Raw genomic sequence first — 18,020 nt, 5'->3', positions numbered from 1 at the left:
CGTGTTAAGCTTGTTATCTCCGTTCGCCACACTGGATCGGTGGTTTCGGAAGTCTTACACACAGTCCGACCGGATATACGCACAATGCGGCTGTTTCGATCGAAGGAGATACTCGGCATTGCACGTGATACGCTTCGATTTGCGCTTGAGGCATCCGAGGAGACACACCCAAACGAGTATATGGGAATGCTTCGTGCAGAAGATTCAAGAAAACTCGGTTTGGACAGAAAGGGACAGGTAATCACGGATGTGCTTATCATCCCTGGTACGCGATCGAACGCAACGAGTGCGACCGTTCAGTCCTCGATGATTCCAAATGACATCAAATCTGTTGGCTCTGTGCACTCACATCCGAGTGGTGTTCTCCGTCCAAGTGACGCTGATTTGGCGACGTTCACGAGTGGTGACGTCCACATCATCGTTGGCGCACCGTATGGCTGGGGGGATTGGAAAGCATTTGATAATAGTGGTCAACAGACAACACTAGACGTGTTAGATGTTGAACTTCCTGAAGAGCAGTTCTTTGATTTCACACAAGAGGATATCGATCGCGAGTTATGAGCGGCGAACCAACACGTGTGATCGCACAAGGGACGTTTGATATTCTTCACCCAGGCCACATTCACTATTTAGAAAATGCCGCCTCATACGGCGACGAGTTACATGTGATCATTGCTCGCCGAAACAATGTGACACACAAAGCAAAACCGATCCTCTCCGATCGGCAACGGCGAGATATGGTTTCCGCACTCGAAGTTGTTGATGAGGCACATCTCGGTGATTCGGAGGATATTTTTGTGCCGATCGAGCGGATTGATCCAGATGTGATCGTACTTGGCTACGACCAGCATCACGATGAAGACGCGATCGGTGCAGCCCTCGCCAAGCGAGGGATCGAGTGTGCACTCGAACGTGCATCTGGCCGGGAGCCACAATATGAGACCGAATTGCTCTCAACAGGCCAGATTATCGATCGGATTCTTTCTGAAAGACGATAGCATTGACGTCCACCCACGACTGGCGTCGTGGCTTTCTCCTTGCCTTTCTATAATCTGTCGCACAGCGTGAGCGCCGTCACGTACTACGTGAAAAGCTAAACAGTACGCTATTGTATAATGAAATGAGAATAAAAGAATTGAAAGCGTAAAACCGAAATTAGGCGTCTTCGCCGTGCTGTTCTTCAATCTGCTCTTCGAGCCACTCATCGTACTCTTCTTGGCTTACGACTTCAATTGTGAAGTACATCTGTGAGTGTGCCAAGCCACAGTACTCCGAACAGTAGCCCTGGTATGTGCCTTCATCGTTAACGACTGTTTTCAACACACCAGTCTGATCTGGGAAGGCATCCATTTTCAGGCCAAGTTCAGGAACGTGGAATCCATGTATCACGTCCTCGGCATATATTTCAAAGTATATGTCCTGGTCTTTTGGGATCACAACCTCATCAGCACCAACTTCGAGATCGTGTTCCGGGTAGTACATGTTCCACCCCCATTGGTATGATTCCGCCTCAACCAACACATCGTTTTCATTTGGAGCGATCTCCTCGTCGGTGAAGGTCACGTTCTCGTCAGCCATCACCCCGTAGGAGGCAATCCCAACAAAAAGGAGAATGATTGCCGTTGCAACAGTCCACGTAATTTCGAGTCTACGGTTCTCTTTCGTTGGCTTTGGTTCCTCATTCTTGCGGAACTTCACAACCGCATAAATGAGAATAATCTGCGTAAGAAGCGTGATCGGAATCGCCACATACAGGAGTTTGTTGTTGAGCTCGTTGATGAGGTCTGCAGTCACCGACTGTGCAGCAACTGGCTGTGCCAGCAGCGCAAGGAAGGCAACTGAGAGGAACGAAACGAGCGCAATACGCTTTGCTCTCATGCTTGTTCCTGTCTTAGAAAGGCCCCCGTAAATACCTACTGACTCCAGACGATCGAACCGATACACATGATGGTCGAGACAGCAGCAAAACGGGGGGCATAAATAGCCCGATTGCCAACCACTCTAGTAGTGACGCGAACGCCCGATCGATTTCCTGGAGTGCTTGCGGCAACCGCAATGGGCGTCTATCTACTGCTTGTCGTAGGGGCCGCAACCTCATTAACTGACGCAGCGGCTAGTTGTACGGCATGGCCAGCCTGCGGCTCGGGATGGGAGCTGCCAGCAACAACAGATGGATGGATTGCATTCGGGCATCGCATAGTCGCCTTCCTGGTTGGAATCGCGGTCGTTGCAACAGCAGTGTTTGCATGGCGTAGCGAGACGAGCCGGCGAGTGAAGGCAGTTATTACGATCGCAACCGTATTGTATCCGATTCAAGCCGGCGTTGGAGCTGCAGTCGCAACCGGCTCGGTTCCAGCATATCTCTCTGGGGTCCACCTGATTGTTGGTATTACCATCTTTGGAACACTGCTTGCAGGACTTGCATGGTGGCTCGAAGCAGAAACAGGCGATCCAAACGACAGACCAGAAAATGAAACGTTAGAGCCGAGTGAAGCGCTTCCATCACCGGAAGAACACACACCACACATCCCAACGGATCCAATTCCACGAGCGAAAGCCACTATCAATGCGTATTTCCGGTTGATGAAGCCACGTCTCATGTGGTTACTCTGTCTCGTTGCCGCAGCCGCAATGGCGCTTGCAGGTGGCCCCGGGCTCACGACATACACTGTTGCTGCAACGCTGATTGCAGGATCGTTGTCGATCGGTGCATCAGGAACGTTCAACCACGTCCTTGAGCGGGATATCGATCGACGAATGGCGCGAACAAACGATCGGCCGCTCGCAACCGATCTTGTCCCGGTTCGAAACGCAGTCGCCTTTGGACTGTTTTTGACCGTTATTTCAGTTGGACTCTTTGCGACGATTAACTGGTTAGCTGCGATTCTCGGGCTGACCGCGATCATCTTCTACAGTATCGTGTATACACTAATACTCAAACCAAACACCGTCCAGAACACAGTGATCGGTGGTGCAGCAGGTGCGCTTCCGGCATTGATCGGCTGGGCAGCAGTCACCGGCGAGATCGGTCTCGGGGGGATACTCTTGGCAACACTCATCTTCTTGTGGACACCGGCGCACTTCTATAACCTCGCGCTTGCATACAAAGACGATTACGAGCGTGGTGGCTTCCCGATGATGCCAGTCGTGCGGGGTGAAACAACTACGCGACGCCACATTATTTGGTACCTGGGTGCAACACTCATTGCAGCCGCGGTCCTTGCTGCCTCGAGCACACTTGGTTGGATATACGTTGTTTCAGGGGTTGTCTTTGGCGGGATATTCCTATGGATGGTTGTTCGACTCCACTACGAGCAGACGGAGTCTGCTGCGTTCCGTGCGTTCCATGCCTCGAATGCATATCTTGGCGTGGTACTCCTTGCAATCGTTTTCGAAGGATTGGCATTCTAGGTAGCTATCGAACTAATGAGCAACAATAGCAACGCAATTTCGATCCCAATACCGGAGTCAAAATGGCTCTACTGGGGCCTGTTTATCAACACACAGCTACTTGCAGTGTTCGCATATGTGACGTTGACCGATAATGTAGTGCGATCGTACCAGTTCACACTATTTGGGCTGATTTGGGTCAACGTCGGTGTCTGGGTTTTGACCAACATTGACGTTGGACCAGTTGATGCGTCGGTCAGAAAACGAGCGATCGCAATTGCAGCGAGCTATTTTGGACTGCTTGCAATTGCTGGCGGGCTCATTAGCTTCGGTGTCGGTGATGCCGCAACCGGTGCACGAATCGGGATGCTCCCACCAGGGTGGGGTCCAGCGGCGCTCTACAGCGGCTACTACATCAATATTACACTCATGCCTGCGTATGTAATTGGGTACATTGCACTGGCATACCTTGTGTATGCCGCAGTTATTGATACAGCAGCGTCCGCAAAGGCGGCAGTCATTGGCCTGTTTACATGTGTTTCCTGCTCGTGGCCGATCATTGCGATCGTTGCGTCGTCACTGTTTGGTGGTGGCTCCGTACTTGCTGCTTCAGCACTGGAACTCTCGTACGAACTCTCAACAGGCGTCTTCTTGCTCACCGTTGGGTTGCTCTATTGGCGTCCAACGTTCACCTCACTGCTCAGCGGGCGCGATCAATAGCGAGACACAACAATCGTTGCTCGTTACTGACGTTTTTTCCCTATCGAACTGTGAGAGAGTAGTAGATGACCGCTGTAGAAATTGAATACTGTGTACCGTGCGGCATGTTAAATCGGGCCCAAGACGTTCAGGAAGCCTTGTTGCGGCAGTTTGGAGAATCGCTCGATCGAGTCTCGCTTGTGACAGGCGATGATGGCATTTTTGTTGTCCGGGCAGATGGTGAGGTTATATTTGATAAGACAGCGGACGACTACGATGTGGATGCGATCGTTCGTCGTGTGAAACCATATCTTCAGAGCTAATTTATGGACGTTATTGCAATTGGGCTCGGCGATCTTGGCCGTGGCGAAGCAGCAGTTCTCGATGAGATGGGGGTCACACTTGTTGGTGGAGCGGACCCATCGCCAGATGCCCGTGAACTATTTGCCGACCAGTTTGGCTGTCCGACGTTTGAAACGCACGAGGAACTGCTGCAACAGACAGATGCGGATCTTGCAAACATTGTCACTCCACATACGCTGCATTATCAGGGAATCAAAGATTGTCTAAACGAAGGCGTGCACGTACATGTTGAAAAACCGTTTGTCACAGACGTCTCTCATGGTGAAGAGTTAATCGCGCTCGCAGCGGAGTCAGACCTTGTCCTGTCAGTCGGCTATCAGCGTCATTTCGACCCACGGTATGAGACGATTCGAGAACTCATTGATGAGGGGTCGATCGGTGAGCCACATACAATCAGCTGTCATCTCGAGCAAAAATGGTTCGAGTTCGCAGCTGCCTCGTGGCGTGGGAACCCCGCGCTTTCGGGTGGTGGACAGCTCTCTGATTCTGGATCACACCTGCTTGATGCAGTGCTTTGGACCACTCGAAGCACACCGAACGCAGTTGCAGCAGTAGTCGATGCGTACGGACTTGCTGTTGATGTGAACAGCGCGCTCGCAGTGTCGCTCGAACGAGACGAGACACCAATCACTGCGAGCATCAGCGTCAGTGGTGCCGGCCAATCGACACCTGCCCCCGGTGAGTCGATCCGAATCTTCGGCCGAGATGGCGTGATTCACTTTGATGGAGAGACGATCGAGCACACGAGTAACGGAGAGACGACAACACACTATATTGAAGAGCCGGAGTTTGACACCCTTACCAAGCGGAAACTGCAGAATACGATCGACGCTATCAACGGCGACGCAGCGCTTAAAATTCCAGCTGAAGACGGACTCAACGTAGCAAAGCTAACGCTTGGTGCATACGAAGCAGCAGAACAGGGAGAGACCGTCTACTTCGGGTAGTGTGAGCTATGTTTTGATGATGTTCCCGTCTTCATCGTAACGCGCGTCGGTGATCCGATCGTGTTGGTCTGCTGTTAATGAAATCTCGGCTGCAACAACGTTTTCGTCCAGTTGGTCGATCGTTCGTGCACCGACGATCGGAATACACGTAAATTCGGATTGGTCCATCAGCCATCGAAGTGCAACCTGTGGTGGTGTTGCACCAACGTCGTCTGCGATCGTCTGGATTGTTTCGAGCACGGACCAGCCACGAGCAGAGAGATAGAACCGTTCGAATCGTTCATCAAAACTACCGCGTGAGCCATCCGGGGCGCGGACCGATTTCGGGTCATCGGGATCATCCCGCTCATATTTGCCAGTCAAAAAGCCACCAGCAAGCGGCGAATATGGACAGACTGCAATCTCTTGATCCGCACACACATCAAGATATTCAGCAACGTCCTCATAGTAGGCGGCGTGGAATAGCGGTTGTGTAACGTCGAACCGTGCGTAGTCGTTCACGTCGCTTTTCCACAGCGCTTTGGTGAGTTGCCATGCAGCCATCGTTGAGGCTCCAAGATAGTTCACCCGACCGTCTTCAACAAGCCCATTGAGCGCTTGTAGTGTCTCTTCGATCGGCGTGTTCTCGTCCCAGCGGTGGATGTAGTAGAGATCGAGATAATCCGTGTCAAGCCGATCGAGCGTCCCGTCAATCTGGTTTCTGATATGTGTTCGCGAAAGCCCAGAGCCGTTTGGATTGTCCGGGTCAAAGCCAAAGTAGACCTTTGACGCGATCACGTAGTCGGATCTGTCACGTGTTTCAAGCCAGTTCCCAATCCAACGCTCACTTGTCCCGTTTGGGTCACCATACACGTTGGCGGTGTCGATAAAGTTCCCACCACGATCGGCAAACGCAGAGAGTAGCTCGTGGGCATCCTCTTGTGAGGTTTCAAGAACGCCACCGGTCCGGCGGCCGAATCGCCAGGTCCCGAAACAGAGTTCAGAGACGCGTGTACCTGTCGCACCGAGTTGTCGAGAGTCCATGTTTCATATACGCCAGTTTATCCCTTCACTGTGTGGGTCTCCACAAACCAGACCGCAGCATCCTCAGAGTTCGACCGTGACCCATCCGGTGGGTCCATCAGGGAATGCATCGGCTGTGGGTTGCTCTTGGCGGTTTCCTGACCGGTCGTACGCCCGAACCACAACCTCGTGTGTATCGTCAGTACGTGTAAACGAATACTCCCACTGGCGCGAAACAGCGTCGTCGTCTGTAACTGGCGCTGAGAGATTCGCATCATCCCATCTGTGTCCGCCATCTGTTGAGACTTCGACCCGTGAAATACCGGTGTCTCCACCATATGCGTGGCCGCCAATCCGGATTGTGTCTCCGTCTGAATCGATCGACCACAGTTTCGCAACGATCTGCATCGGGGCGGTTCCGTTCCAGCCGCGGTTCGTCCAGTATCCGTCACCGGGTTCGGCTAGGATCTCAATTTCGGTCACCCATTTCGTATTGATTTTTCCCCAGCTCCCGGGAATGACAAGCCGCGCAGGGTAGCCGTGTGCTCTCGGTAGCGTCTCACCGTTCATTGCAACGGCCACGATCGCGGTTTCAAGCGTCTCTTGGGGGAGCCGCTCAAAATAGCCATCGGCACCGCGAACAACCGCATGCTCACCAACCACACCTGCTCGATCGAGCAGCGAAGCGAGCTCCACACCGGTCCAGACAGCAGTATCCATCAGTGGGCCGTTGAGTGTATCGCCAATACAGCGGAGCGTTGCGGGTGCAGTCAGCAACGGTTCGGTTACTAACTCATCGAATGTGACGGTGAGGGACTGCTCAACAGCACCAGTAATCGAAAGCGTCCACTGATCACGATCGACAACAGGCGGTCGCCGATTGATATCCACCGTGTAGAACTCCCCAATGTCGCTGATCAGATCCGGAGAGCCGGGAAGCGAGAACGATCGCGCGTGTGCTTGCTCAAGCAGTTCCGAAACGTCACTTTGTGCGGTTCCAGGAAGATCAACGGCGTCGATCGGCGGTGGGTCGCGGTTACGGTACCTTCCAAACGCGCCGATTGGAAGGACTGCGGCTGCAGTGCCAGCAACCGTTCGAAGGAATCTTCGCCGGCGGTCTTTTTCGGGTGCCCCGCGCCGAATCGCGTGTCCCGGATCAATAAGAACGCCTGCAAACACACCTCCAGCAACGCCCACCGCAGGGAGTGCCCGACCAGTAAGTAAGACAGTGTAGATGAACGAAACACTAAGTGTAATGACGATCGCCGCACCCCATGGATCGCGGCGCTCACGACCACCGGCCCACAGCGAGATCGCGACCAACAAAAAGAGGATGGCCGTGAACCCAACCGCAGAGGCGACAGACAGCAGCGTTCGAGCACCGCTATCTAACATTCCAAGCACAGTATTGACAACGATTGCGGGTGCGTACAGCACTGCAACCCGAAACAGTGGCTCAATGAGACCGTCAACTCCGGTGAGAAGGACGCCACAACAGACACCAAGCAGTGACGCAAAGCCAGCAGTCACCAGTTTCGATCGGTCCATACAGTCCAGTGGAGTGCCGTCGCTAAATTGGTTTGCCAGTGGAAACAGAATTCTTAGGTCTGGACCGTTCAGAGAAGTAGCTATGAGCGAGGTCCTTGTTGCCGACGATATTCGTCGATCGTACGGTGACACAGTCGCGGTTGATGGTGTGTCGCTATCGGTTTCAACGGGCGAGATATTCGGGCTTATTGGGCCGAACGGGGCAGGGAAAACAACACTCATTCGTGCACTTACTGGGACAACTGATGCCGAAGGAACGGTGACTGTGTTTGGTGAATCCCCCAAGTCAGTACAAAGCGATCGAATTGGGTTGTTGCCACAGTCCTTTACGCCGCCCGAGCGGCTCACCGCGCGTGAGTTGATTGCATACTACGGTGGGTTGTACGATGCACCGGAAGAGACAGAGAGCATTCTCGATTCCGTTGGGTTAGCTGAGTCTGCAGATACATGGTACGAAAAGCTGTCTGGCGGACAGAAACGGCGAGCCTGTGTGGGAATTGCGCTTGTAAATAAACCGGATCTGTTATTTCTCGATGAGCCTACAACTGGGATCGATCCAGTAGGCCGACGTGCATTATGGGGGTTGCTTGAGGAGCTTGCCGCCAATGGTACCACGATCTTTTTAACAAGCCATTCGATGGATGAGGTAGAACAGTTGGCCGATCGGGTTGGGTTGTTACAAAATGGCTCACTCGTTGCCGTTGGAGAGCCGGACACACTCATTCAGGAACATGGTGGTACAAGCCGGCTCGTGATCGAAGTTGCAGAGAAAGCACTCGAAAGCGCAGTCTCAGTACTGACAGAGAGCGGGTATACGGTCGAAAGCGGCGTCTCCGAAGTTGTCATTCATAACGTCTCACCGATCGACATCTCAGCAGTTATCAAAACGATCGATACGGCAGACATACAGTATGATTCGCTGACATGGACTGAGCCAACGCTCGAAGATGTGTATCTACAACTCACGGGTGAAACGTTCGAGGGGACGTTCACACCCGGTGCGAGCGTTGTGAAAGAGCAAGCGGCTGAAGAGACAGAGGTGACACAATGAGCCGCATTCGACGTATCAGGGCAGAGGCGACTGCCGGCTGGCACTCATTCCTTCGACGCCGGACGGCTGTCTTTTTCACCTTCTTTTTCCCAGTGATTTTGGTTGTTATCTTCGGTGCCCTTGTGCGGACGCAGCCAACCGAAGGTGGGCTGTTTGCTGAGCCCGCCGCATACTATATTCCGGGCTATCTTGCAACGGTAGTTCTGTTCACACCGCTCTCGCGTGTCGGCAGTGAAGTTGCCCGATACAGAGATGGAAATCGATTTGAAAAGCTTGCCACAACGCCACTTACGCGTGCGGAGTGGCTCTTGGCACAAACACTGGTTAACATCGCAATCATTGGATTAGCAAGCCTCCTCATCTTGGGACTTGTCGTTGCAATTACGGCTGCAACGCTCCCAGTCACGATCGAGCTGCTGTGGCTCATCCCACTGATTGTCTTAGGTGTCATCCTATTCTGTGGGGTGGGTGCAATTCTTGGCCGGCTCTCTGATTCCCAAGATGGAGCCGTCGCAGCAAGCAACACGATCGCACTACCGCTGTTGTTCCTTTCGGATACGTTCATTCCGCTTGAACTGCTTCCAACGTGGTTTATCCCCGCGATCGAACTCTCACCGTTGACCTACTTTTCACGGGGCGTTCGTGCAGTGACATTCCCCGCGGCAGGTGATACGCTGTTTCCGTCAATCGCGATCTTAGCTGGGCTCGCGGGTGTTATTTTTGCGATCGGTGCGTACGCGATTCCACAGACAGATTAGGCGTCGTTCACAGCGGTCGACCGCCGACGCTTAAGAGGGTCGACGAAATAACTACACGTGAATGAGTAAATCAGCGGATCTACAGCGGATTGAGGAGAGTGGGGTCGTTGCGGTGCTTCGTGGGGCAGATGCAGATACAATTATCGAGGTTGCAGAGGCCCTCAAAAACGGTGGTGTGACCGCGATCGAGCTGACAGCAGATACGCCCGGCGTTACTGATATGCTCAAAGACGTGACTGGCTCGTTCGACAGTAATGAGACAATCTTTGGTGTTGGGACGGTACTTGATGCGGAGACGGCCCGTGCAGTGACGCTTGCTGGGGCGGAGTTCGTAGTGAGTCCAAGCTTCCACGAGGATGTTGTCGATCTGTGTAATCGATATGGAACCGTTGTCGCGCCTGGTGCGATGACACCGACTGAAGTGATCACCGCATACGAGGCCGGTGCGGATGTTGTGAAAGTGTTCCCTGCGTCAACGCTTGGTCCAGGCCATATTAGCTCAATTAAAGGGCCGCTCGGACAGGTGCCACTCATGACAACCGGTGGGGTTAGTTTAGCGAATGTAGGCGAGTTCATCAACGCTGGTGCATCAACAGTTGGTGTTGGCGGCTCATTGATTGACTATGATGCGATCGATCGTGGCGATTTCGAAGCGATTACCGAGACCGCACAGCAGTTCTCGGATGCGGTCGAAGCGGCACGATCGGAATAGTTGCTCTCGGAACAGTTTTTAAATCCGGCGGTGTGGGTGTTGTATGTCCGGGATTGTGTTTTATGCAACCGAAAATTACGATTCAGTCGTTCGATTTTATACAGAGACGATCGGTGCAACGGTTTGGCTCGAACAGCCGGATTGCACCATTTTACAGTACGAAAATCTCTTATTCGGCTTCTGCGATCGTGAGCAAACTGATTCGTGTAGTATCTTGACGTTTGTGTACGACTCAAAAGCAGCGGTTGATGAGATGCACTCAATCGTCGGTGACGCGGCGATCGAAACGCCACATCTCAATGAGACATACAATATCTATCAGTTCTTTGCAACGGATCCCGACGATCGGACAGTCGAGTTTCAGGTGTTTGTATCCGACTCGGTTGATTCATCGGTGTCGGACTGATGTTGATCCTCACTCGAAGGTATTGGTGTAATAGCGGGTGTGAGTGAGTCGGTGTCGATTGATTTTGGTTTTGGTTTTGGTTTTGGTGACGCTGATTCCGGATCGGTGTCAACGGGGGAGGCCCACTCAAATGAGGCTGGTTCGGCGACGTCAACTCCCTGCGCTTGTGCTTTCTGTTGTTCAATTGCTCGCAGTCGACGTTGTTCGCGCTCTTGTGCTTTTTGTTGTTCTCGCTTTCGGAGTGACGCCTGAAGCCGATCGTTGAGTTCCTCACGGAGCGTTGAAACCTCCTGCTCGTCGATGTCGATCGCAGCAGCATCATTGCCGAGTACGGAGAGCGAGCCTGCAGTATCCGCGATAACCGTTCCAACATCCCATCGACGCTGGAAGATGGTCCGGCTATCAATGACCGTCTGGATTCGGTAGTACGGGACGATTTTTGCCTGTCGTGTCCAGAATCCGCTTCTCGCTGCAAGGTGGTCGTCACCGAGCCAGTAGCCACGGTGGAGCCATTTGTAGTGTGCAGCAATAGGCGAGAGTAGGACCGCAATCAGGGGGAGGTACCATGGGAAGGTGATATTGTACACCCATGTGATTGCAAAGGCAACTGCGGAAATAACTGCAATCGCCATCACATACCGAATGAAGTACCGAATGCGAATTCGCTTCGGTGGGCGGGTGTATTCAGGGATACCAAACTCCTCTAGCTCATGTGCAAGTCGGTGAACCCGATCGATCGTCGCAAGCGGGACCGCAGCCTCACTGCCACGAGATCCGGCCTGTCCTGGCGCATATCCTGCGGTTTCAACGCCGAGTGTTGCATAGCCGAACTGCCGTTTGAGTGGGTTGTCTTCGATAGTGATTGTCTGGATCTTATCGAATGGAATCGTCCCACTGTATCGTTGGAGCAGTCCGCGCTCATACTGTAGCTCATCTTCCGTCCGCGTAAGCGTGAATCCCCAAAAGTTGACCACCGCAGAGATTGCACCGACAACCCACGATAGCGCAATAATTGAGACGCCAATAATGGCGAGCAAGACGAAGAGGACAACCCCAGTTGCATCCCCCGGAAGCGCAGGGGAGACAAACGGAATCGAACCCGAAAGTACCGCGAGAATAATGCCCGCAACACGTGGATCAAAAGAGAACACTCCAACAAGGGCGAGCTCGGATGGTTCGATCGAAAACAGCTCCTCACGATCGGGAGCAACTGCCTCTTTTGATTCCTCATCTGTAGCCGTATCTGACCGCTCTCGTCGTTTGAGCCGACGAACGTCCGTTTGGAGCTGTTCTGCAGCATCGACAGTCACATACTGAATAACTGCTTCGGTGGAGCTTCCACCGGCCGTTTCAACGTTGACTGCAGCGATACCAAGCGCTCGCTGAACAATGTTTTGGCTCACGTCAACATTCTGGATGCGTCGATATGGGATTTCGCGATCGCGACGGCTCACAACACCCGAATGGATGTCCAGCGTGTCGTCTGTAAGCACATACGAAAATCGCTGGTAGTACAGCAGTTCATACCCAACAGTCACGGCTAGTACTCCAACCGCACCAAGGACAATGAGTACAGATCCACCGAGCCCTCCAGCCCCCGTTGAAGAAATAAAAAAGAGCATAATGAGAAGGCTAAAACCCTTCTGGAACGCGCGGTATGGAACCGAGATTGGCGACAGTTTCACACCGCATCCTCCCCATCTGCTTCGATTGCCAGCCCTTTAAGCCGTTCACGGAGATCCGATGCAGTATCCGGCTCAAGGCCAGGGATTCGAACATCTGCCCCACGAGATCCGGCCGTGTAGACAACTGTGCTTGCAAGGCCAACAGTTCGTTCGAGTGCGCTCCGGCGAGAGTCAACATGTTGGATTCGAACGAGCGGAACCACTGTACGGACTTCAGTCAGCACACCGCGTTCGAGATAGAGCGAATCATCACGGATCTCATAGCCCCACTTTCGGTATCGAAGCAGTGAGTGAACAACGCCAAGCAGGAGGAGCAAAACAGCAAATATAATCGGGATCCAGATTGGTGCACCGAGTGTCTGTGCACCTGCAGTACCGATCGCACCGATTATAACTGCAAATATCACTGCACGGACAACCCATAAAATCCGAATGCGTGGATGAAGCGACTTCATCGCTGTACCTCCACAGCTACCGACAAGACAGCGAGCATACTATTGCTACCAAGCGGATGCGTATAAATATCAGTTGTTCATCCAGAGGGTAATCCGTTATCGGTAGATGAGTTCACGCTCAATCCGAGACTGTGCAGTGTGGAGCGTTGTTGCAAGTTCAGCAATTGCTGCAAGCACAGGGAATGTTGGCTCATCGTACAGGTACGTATGAAGATCGACAAGGTTGCTGTTAATCCCATGATTGACGCGGGCAATTGTATGCTGTCGTGATACCGCCAGCTCATCAAGCCGGTCCTGTTGTCGACAAACGAGCGCATACAACGCAAGAAGCTCATTGAACGATCGGTTTGACAACGGGGTATGATCGTTTACTTCGATTTTTTCATATATCGACGTGGCTTCGGTCTGGGCTGTGAGCAGTGACTCTAATTCTTGGTCTAATCGAGTAACAAACTCAGCACGCTCTTTGTAATTTTTTTGTGCTCCTGCAATGACAGCACCGCGGAGCTGTGGTGTGAATGCAGGCGAAACGGACAGCATAGCGGTTAATTTGTCGCTGAACTCGGCCCCAAAATGAACCTCAAAGGGTTCGTCATAATCAATATCGTAGTGTGGAACCGCCATCACAGTCGATTCATATGCGGACTGCAATTTTGGTGGAACACCGGTTGTATTAGCTGTATTTACAGTCATCCCGCTAGGTGAGAGCTGTGTGTTTGTCGATTCGACAGTAATTCGATCGAGACGGCGTAAAAATGTTTTAAATGCGGTTCGTTCGTCATCCACCCGACGCCGCTCTTCACGCACACAATTATATGCGGGTTCGAGGTGGGAACTCATTATGCGTGCATTATTGTCACAGTCGATAAAACCATCGTATTCTTTATATTTTCTGCTATGTGAACCAATAGAGCGCTGGATATGAGTATATAGTCAATAAAAATAGCTACACCTTTTTCGGCCTACCTGCACTCACATCTATCGATTTGCTATAAGTGACATGTGGGTTACCTGATGAGTGTGTGAAACCAGCCGCTTCAAATAATGTATTTGACTTTATATTGACAATTGCATCCTGAAGTGGCCATGGTTCATGTGAAATCGTCCCCGTATAGAGCCGAGTTCCGTGTGCATAGAATCGATAGTTTTCAGTGAGAAACGCTTCAAGCGAACCCGCGCTCGCAGTAAACACATCACCGGTGGGGCGATATGTAGCATCAAACCGGGCCGGTGATGCTGATGGCTCTGTCCGACGGCTCTGAAAACGGATACCATTCTCGGACCGATCGATCGCCATCTCTGCGGTATAGTATGGAAGCGAGAATAGTCGACGAGCAATCTGGACACCAACACGATCTGCTGCATCAAGATTAAAGAAATAAACGCCTTTGCCTGCAGGGCCATCCACGTATGTTCGGAGGTTCAGCTCGGGGAATGAGCGTCCGATCGGGGATCCAACCGGACGAATATCTGCCATCTCAAACGGAACAATACCAAGCCATGCATCTTCGTCATGTGTTGCAACAGAGAGGCCGTCGGGGAGTGTGGACGCAATCGTGTCTGGTTCAACCGGCCAGTGAATAAATAGCCCATCCTCCCACGTCATCTCAAGAAGGCGGTTTGAGGGTCGTGAGAACATACAGATACTACGTGATCCACACACTTGACCAATCGGTTCAGCACCCCGTAGCCGATATTTGACACACCACAAGATATTTATTCATAGTGTGCTCTCGTCGAAATGGGGACGCGCGATATACGTCGCACCGTGAATACTCAACCCACACCCAACATACCATTCTACGGGCAGTCCCCTTTTCTATACGGCACAACAGTTTGGATTCATAGCACCCTTGTTGTCAATTCAAGCAGCGTATCGTGAACGGACTTCTCAGCCGCGCCAACATACCATTGCTCGTTCGTTGTCGCATGAATACCGGCCTCTGCAGCAAGGAGGGCACCAGCGTGCTGCTCGTAGATATCTGGATAGAAACAAACGATTCCATCGATCGACCCACGCGATACAAGCCCCCAGTCAACGCATGGGGCCCAGCTTTGGAGTACCCGTTTACAAGACGATCGGAACTCGGTTTCAAGCAGCTCCGCAGTGTGAGTGAGTGACGCATCGCGTACCGCATCAATGCCTAGCACAAACGAAACGGTTGCATGTTCGATTGGGAGCGCGCTAGACGCAGTGAATGGCTCACCGTTGTATGTTGCGCCATGGCCTTTTATTGCTGTGTAGAGCGACTCCGTGAGCGGCTCATAAATGACAGAGACGACTGGCTCCCCATCGTGTACCACGGCAACCGCAGTTGCGAACATCGGAATCCCACTTGCAAAATTGTTGGTTCCATCCAGCGGATCAACAACCCACAGATACTCGCTCTCAGCACCGTTTAGCCCAAACTCTTCGCCGTGAATTGCGTGCGTTGGGAACGCCTCTTCGATAACGGTACACACACGGGATTCTGCCTCGCGATCGGCTCGAGCCTTCACATCATCAGTTCCAAACTCAGCATCAACGACTCCGTTTCGAAACTGTTCGCGAAGGTATGTACCGCCACTACGGGCAGCAGTTTCAGCCACCGATGCAAGTTCATCAAGTGAGGGCGTAGACATACCAGAAAACAACAAAGCGTATCTAATGAGTTCGTCGATCGGATAATCGGAATTCGCTGCCGCTCTCCGAACAGCTAATGGAGTCGGCTTTGTGGTGCGTGTATGACACCACTCCCGCTTGAGGCGTACTATGATCTCACTCAAATTAGTGAGATCGCGGTCTCGCCGGATGGCTCTCGTGTCGCATATGTTGCGACGGCGTACAACCAGTCCGAAGATGAGCCGATCTCATCGCTGTTTGTCACATCGACGGACGGCTCACGCGAACCACACCAGTTGACGACGGTTTCCGGTGCGTCAGCACCACAGTGGTCACCAAGTGGCGATCGGCTTGCATTTCTTGCAACGAGAGAGGAGTCCACCGATCGACAAGTTGGATGGACTCGCGACGGTGACTCGAATGACGAATCCGATACTGAAACTGAAGCCGAAGTGGAAGCCGATGATGAAGCGACTGATCAACCGTCGGATGATGAGCCAGAGACACAGGTGTGGCTCTTTGATTTCACATTCGGTGGAGATGCTCGTCAGGTGACCGATCGAGCGTATGGCGTCCGAGAGTTTGACTGGTCACCGGATGGCGACAACCTCGTCATCAGTGCTCGTGATCCAACAGACGACGAACAGGCGTACCTCGACGAGAGAAAAGAGGGCGGCCCAATCGAAACCGAGCGACTCCAACACAAACTCGACGGTGTCGGCTACCTCGATACAGTCACATCATATCTGTTTGTGGTGGATCTCGAATCAGGCGAAGAGACCCGGTTGGATGAAACATACGGTGGCGGTGCTATGGAAGGGCTGTCCGGATTACAGCCTGCGTGGGGCCCAACCGATCGGATTGCGTTTGTGTCCTGTCGGACGGACAACCCAGACGACACGTATGTAGCTGATCTGTATACGATTGATCCGGATGGGTCGAATCTCAACAAAGAGACAGACAGCGACGTGACTGCAAGCGCCCCCGCGTGGTCACCGAGTGGCACACTGGCATTTGTGGCTGGCGATCCGACAAATTGGTGCGTTCCAAGCGAAGTCTGTGTGTCTACTGCTGAGGGGTATCGCTCAGTCACGCCGGACCTCGATCGAACAGTCGCACGCAATGCAACGCTGGAGTGGGCCGGAGGGGAAACCTTGTATACGCTCATTGGTGATGAAGCGAAAACACGCCCAATCAAAATCGGGGTGCACCAATCTGATGTTTCGACGGTCGATCGCGTATTTGACGCACAAGGGGATGACAGAGCAGCACTCCAACTCAGTATTGCTGGGGGAACCGCAGCGATGGTCTTGTCTCACCCTAATGAGGGGCAAGATGTGTATACACTCCCTGTCGAGGCACTTTCTGGATCCGACGAGCCAACACGCCTTACCGATGTAAACCGCGACCTTCGATCGGAGTTTTCTTTTCCCGAAGTCAGACGAATCAGTTGGGAATCAGATGGTGTCGAGATTTCGGGGATTGTCTATCACGACCCAGACGTGACGCTGGACGATGGGCCACATCCGCTCGTCGTTGCAGTTCACGGTGGGCCAATCTCCTACGATGAGCCAGTCTTTAGCTTCGATCATGCAGCACTGACCAGCCGCGGATATGTTGTCCTTCGACCGAACTACCGTGGTGGATCCTCGTTTGGGCGCGAGTTTTCGGAAGCGCTTCGCGGCCAGTGGGGCACAAAAGAGGTCGAAGACATCACTGCTGGCGTTTCGGACGTGATCAATCGCGGATGGGTCGACTCCGATCGCATATTTGGATATGGCTTCTCCTACGGTGGCATTGCGCAAGGATATCTTATCACACAAGAGCCGGATCTGTTCACTGCTGCGGCACCGGAACATGGGATCTATGATCTTCGATCGGCGTTCGGAACCGATGATACCCACGTCTGGATGACGAACGAATACGGGACACCGTGGGATTCACCTGAAGCGTTTGATGCCTCATCCGCAATCACTGATGCGGAGGCCATTGAAACGCCGATTCTCGTCACCGCCGGTGGCCAAGATTGGCGCTGTCCACCAAGCCAGTCAGAACAGCTCTATATCGCCGCAAAAAAGCAGGGCGTTGACGCCAAGCTGGTTGTGTATCCCGAAGAGCATCACAATATTGGCACACCCGATCGGGCGATCCATCGACTCACTGAGCTCATTTCGTGGTACGAGCGCTTTGATCCACAAGCATAGCCTACGCAAGACAAAACGTATAAGTTCCGGACCGTAACATACTGTAACTGTGAACCGCACCGTGTCAGTCGCAGACGATCGCCTCTGCGTAGCGGTGCATTCGGGCTTTTTAAAAAAACGCGTGTGATCATCGCTCGTTGCGGGAGTGGCGACCCCGTTCCGGGTGAGAACCTGACTCAGAACAGAGTGACGACCACA

At 52.7% G+C, this 18,020-nt stretch carries 19 protein-coding genes; 11 read left to right on the top strand and 8 right to left on the bottom strand.

Annotated elements, in window-relative coordinates; all coding sequences use genetic code 11:
- Window positions 1–84 precede the first annotated feature (84 nt).
- Both AArcSt2_RS11835 and AArcSt2_RS11830 read left to right on the top strand, forming a co-directional pair.
- On the top strand, window positions 85–561 hold the full coding sequence (locus tag AArcSt2_RS11835; protein ID WP_174653404.1) for a Mov34/MPN/PAD-1 family protein: 477 nt from the start codon (window positions 85–87) through the stop codon (window positions 559–561).
- Complete coding sequence (locus AArcSt2_RS11830) at window positions 558–998, top strand: FAD synthase family protein (protein WP_174653403.1); 441 nt, start codon at window positions 558–560, stop codon at window positions 996–998. The genes AArcSt2_RS11835 and AArcSt2_RS11830 overlap by 4 nt, the downstream gene beginning before the upstream one ends.
- A gap of 157 nt (window positions 999–1,155) precedes the next feature.
- Here AArcSt2_RS11830 and coxB read toward each other — a convergent pair whose 3' ends face one another.
- A complete protein-coding gene (gene coxB, locus AArcSt2_RS11825) occupies window positions 1,156–1,878 on the bottom strand; it encodes a cytochrome c oxidase subunit II (protein WP_174653402.1) in 723 nt (240 codons plus the stop codon).
- A 177-nt stretch (window positions 1,879–2,055) separates the two neighbouring features.
- Between coxB and AArcSt2_RS11820 the strand changes: the two genes are divergently transcribed.
- From AArcSt2_RS11820 to AArcSt2_RS11805, 4 genes are all read left to right on the top strand, one after another.
- Window positions 2,056–3,411, top strand: a complete 1,356-nt coding sequence (locus tag AArcSt2_RS11820) for a heme o synthase (protein ID WP_174654599.1) — start codon at window positions 2,056–2,058, stop codon at window positions 3,409–3,411.
- Between the two features lie 15 nt (window positions 3,412–3,426).
- Complete coding sequence (locus AArcSt2_RS11815; protein WP_250584867.1) at window positions 3,427–4,110, top strand: DUF7546 family protein; 684 nt, start codon at window positions 3,427–3,429, stop codon at window positions 4,108–4,110.
- A 65-nt stretch (window positions 4,111–4,175) separates the two neighbouring features.
- On the top strand, window positions 4,176–4,412 hold the full coding sequence (locus AArcSt2_RS11810) for an Rdx family protein (protein ID WP_174653401.1): 237 nt from the start codon (window positions 4,176–4,178) through the stop codon (window positions 4,410–4,412).
- 3 nt (window positions 4,413–4,415) lie between these two features.
- Window positions 4,416–5,399 (top strand): Gfo/Idh/MocA family protein, encoded by a 984-nt coding sequence (locus AArcSt2_RS11805; protein WP_250584865.1) that lies wholly within the window; start codon window positions 4,416–4,418, stop codon window positions 5,397–5,399.
- A 6-nt stretch (window positions 5,400–5,405) separates the two neighbouring features.
- Here the strand turns inward: AArcSt2_RS11805 and AArcSt2_RS11800 are convergent, their stop codons facing one another.
- The gene (locus AArcSt2_RS11800; RefSeq protein WP_250584863.1) at window positions 5,406–6,422 is read right to left on the bottom strand and encodes an aldo/keto reductase; all 1,017 of its coding nucleotides are present in this window, start codon (window positions 6,420–6,422) and stop codon (window positions 5,406–5,408) included.
- Window positions 6,423–6,485: 63 nt separating this feature from the next.
- Window positions 6,486–7,949 carry a molybdopterin-dependent oxidoreductase gene (locus AArcSt2_RS11795; RefSeq protein ID WP_250584861.1) on the bottom strand — a complete coding sequence of 488 codons (1,464 nt, stop codon included), beginning with the start codon at window positions 7,947–7,949 and terminating at the stop codon, window positions 6,486–6,488.
- A gap of 82 nt (window positions 7,950–8,031) precedes the next feature.
- Between AArcSt2_RS11795 and AArcSt2_RS11790 the strand changes: the two genes are divergently transcribed.
- The 4 genes from AArcSt2_RS11790 to AArcSt2_RS11775 all read left to right on the top strand — a co-directional run bounded on the left by AArcSt2_RS11790 (window position 8,032) and on the right by AArcSt2_RS11775 (window position 10,876).
- Window positions 8,032–9,000 carry an ABC transporter ATP-binding protein gene (locus AArcSt2_RS11790; RefSeq protein WP_250584859.1) on the top strand — a complete coding sequence of 323 codons (969 nt, stop codon included), beginning with the start codon at window positions 8,032–8,034 and terminating at the stop codon, window positions 8,998–9,000.
- On the top strand, window positions 8,997–9,758 hold the full coding sequence (locus tag AArcSt2_RS11785; RefSeq protein WP_174653396.1) for an ABC transporter permease: 762 nt from the start codon (window positions 8,997–8,999) through the stop codon (window positions 9,756–9,758). The genes AArcSt2_RS11790 and AArcSt2_RS11785 overlap by 4 nt, the downstream gene beginning before the upstream one ends.
- 61 nt (window positions 9,759–9,819) lie before the next feature.
- Window positions 9,820–10,470, top strand: coding sequence for a bifunctional 4-hydroxy-2-oxoglutarate aldolase/2-dehydro-3-deoxy-phosphogluconate aldolase (locus AArcSt2_RS11780; protein WP_174653395.1), 651 nt, complete (start codon window positions 9,820–9,822; stop codon window positions 10,468–10,470).
- Window positions 10,471–10,513: 43 nt separating this feature from the next.
- Window positions 10,514–10,876: a VOC family protein gene (locus tag AArcSt2_RS11775; protein WP_250584857.1), complete on the top strand. Its 363-nt coding sequence runs from the start codon at window positions 10,514–10,516 to the stop codon at window positions 10,874–10,876.
- Here AArcSt2_RS11775 and AArcSt2_RS11770 read toward each other — a convergent pair.
- The 5 genes from AArcSt2_RS11770 to AArcSt2_RS11750 all read right to left on the bottom strand — a co-directional run bounded on the left by AArcSt2_RS11770 (window position 10,831) and on the right by AArcSt2_RS11750 (window position 15,638).
- Window positions 10,831–12,561: a PH domain-containing protein gene (locus tag AArcSt2_RS11770; protein WP_250584855.1), complete on the bottom strand. Its 1,731-nt coding sequence runs from the start codon at window positions 12,559–12,561 to the stop codon at window positions 10,831–10,833. The two genes, AArcSt2_RS11775 and AArcSt2_RS11770, sit on opposite strands and share 46 nt — an antisense overlap.
- Window positions 12,558–13,016, bottom strand: a complete 459-nt coding sequence (locus AArcSt2_RS11765; protein ID WP_174653392.1) for a PH domain-containing protein — start codon at window positions 13,014–13,016, stop codon at window positions 12,558–12,560. Before AArcSt2_RS11765 ends, AArcSt2_RS11770 begins: the two co-directional genes overlap by 4 nt.
- Before the next feature lie 96 nt (window positions 13,017–13,112).
- On the bottom strand, window positions 13,113–13,856 hold the full coding sequence (locus tag AArcSt2_RS11760) for a DUF7260 family protein (RefSeq protein WP_250584853.1): 744 nt from the start codon (window positions 13,854–13,856) through the stop codon (window positions 13,113–13,115).
- 106 nt (window positions 13,857–13,962) lie between these two features.
- Window positions 13,963–14,655, bottom strand: coding sequence for a YqjF family protein (locus AArcSt2_RS11755; protein WP_250584851.1), 693 nt, complete (start codon window positions 14,653–14,655; stop codon window positions 13,963–13,965).
- 203 nt (window positions 14,656–14,858) lie between these two features.
- Window positions 14,859–15,638 (bottom strand): inositol monophosphatase family protein, encoded by a 780-nt coding sequence (locus tag AArcSt2_RS11750; protein ID WP_250584849.1) that lies wholly within the window; start codon window positions 15,636–15,638, stop codon window positions 14,859–14,861.
- A gap of 102 nt (window positions 15,639–15,740) precedes the next feature.
- Between AArcSt2_RS11750 and AArcSt2_RS11745 the strand changes: the two genes are divergently transcribed.
- Entirely contained in the window at window positions 15,741–17,822 is a 2,082-nt protein-coding gene (locus AArcSt2_RS11745; protein WP_250584847.1) for an alpha/beta hydrolase family protein, read from the top strand.
- The last annotated feature ends 198 nt before the right edge of the window (window positions 17,823–18,020 follow it).

This window comes from Natronocalculus amylovorans (genome assembly GCF_023638035.1).
Taxonomy (GTDB): domain Archaea; phylum Halobacteriota; class Halobacteria; order Halobacteriales; family Haloferacaceae; genus Natronocalculus; species Natronocalculus amylovorans.
This window is presented reverse-complemented; position numbering and strand designations above follow the sequence as displayed.

What these genes read in the sequence shown, in the direction of transcription:
- AArcSt2_RS11835 (WP_174653404.1), top strand. Translation starts at nt 85, where the DNA reads ATGCGGCTGTTTCGATCGAAGGAGATACTCGGCATTGCACGTGATACG.
- AArcSt2_RS11830 (WP_174653403.1), top strand. Translation starts at nt 558, where the DNA reads ATGAGCGGCGAACCAACACGTGTGATCGCACAAGGGACGTTTGATATT.
- coxB (WP_174653402.1), bottom strand. Translation starts at nt 1,878, where the DNA reads ATGAGAGCAAAGCGTATTGCGCTCGTTTCGTTCCTCTCAGTTGCCTTC.
- AArcSt2_RS11820 (WP_174654599.1), top strand. Translation starts at nt 2,056, where the DNA reads ATGGGCGTCTATCTACTGCTTGTCGTAGGGGCCGCAACCTCATTAACT.
- AArcSt2_RS11815 (WP_250584867.1), top strand. Translation starts at nt 3,427, where the DNA reads ATGAGCAACAATAGCAACGCAATTTCGATCCCAATACCGGAGTCAAAA.
- AArcSt2_RS11810 (WP_174653401.1), top strand. Translation starts at nt 4,176, where the DNA reads ATGACCGCTGTAGAAATTGAATACTGTGTACCGTGCGGCATGTTAAAT.
- AArcSt2_RS11805 (WP_250584865.1), top strand. Translation starts at nt 4,416, where the DNA reads ATGGACGTTATTGCAATTGGGCTCGGCGATCTTGGCCGTGGCGAAGCA.
- AArcSt2_RS11800 (WP_250584863.1), bottom strand. Translation starts at nt 6,422, where the DNA reads ATGGACTCTCGACAACTCGGTGCGACAGGTACACGCGTCTCTGAACTC.
- AArcSt2_RS11795 (WP_250584861.1), bottom strand. Translation starts at nt 7,949, where the DNA reads ATGGACCGATCGAAACTGGTGACTGCTGGCTTTGCGTCACTGCTTGGT.
- AArcSt2_RS11790 (WP_250584859.1), top strand. Translation starts at nt 8,032, where the DNA reads ATGAGCGAGGTCCTTGTTGCCGACGATATTCGTCGATCGTACGGTGAC.
- AArcSt2_RS11785 (WP_174653396.1), top strand. Translation starts at nt 8,997, where the DNA reads ATGAGCCGCATTCGACGTATCAGGGCAGAGGCGACTGCCGGCTGGCAC.
- AArcSt2_RS11780 (WP_174653395.1), top strand. Translation starts at nt 9,820, where the DNA reads ATGAGTAAATCAGCGGATCTACAGCGGATTGAGGAGAGTGGGGTCGTT.
- AArcSt2_RS11775 (WP_250584857.1), top strand. Translation starts at nt 10,514, where the DNA reads ATGTCCGGGATTGTGTTTTATGCAACCGAAAATTACGATTCAGTCGTT.
- AArcSt2_RS11765 (WP_174653392.1), bottom strand. Translation starts at nt 13,016, where the DNA reads ATGAAGTCGCTTCATCCACGCATTCGGATTTTATGGGTTGTCCGTGCA.
- AArcSt2_RS11760 (WP_250584853.1), bottom strand. Translation starts at nt 13,856, where the DNA reads ATGAGTTCCCACCTCGAACCCGCATATAATTGTGTGCGTGAAGAGCGG.
- AArcSt2_RS11755 (WP_250584851.1), bottom strand. Translation starts at nt 14,655, where the DNA reads ATGTTCTCACGACCCTCAAACCGCCTTCTTGAGATGACGTGGGAGGAT.
- AArcSt2_RS11750 (WP_250584849.1), bottom strand. Translation starts at nt 15,638, where the DNA reads ATGTCTACGCCCTCACTTGATGAACTTGCATCGGTGGCTGAAACTGCT.
- AArcSt2_RS11745 (WP_250584847.1), top strand. Translation starts at nt 15,741, where the DNA reads ATGACACCACTCCCGCTTGAGGCGTACTATGATCTCACTCAAATTAGT.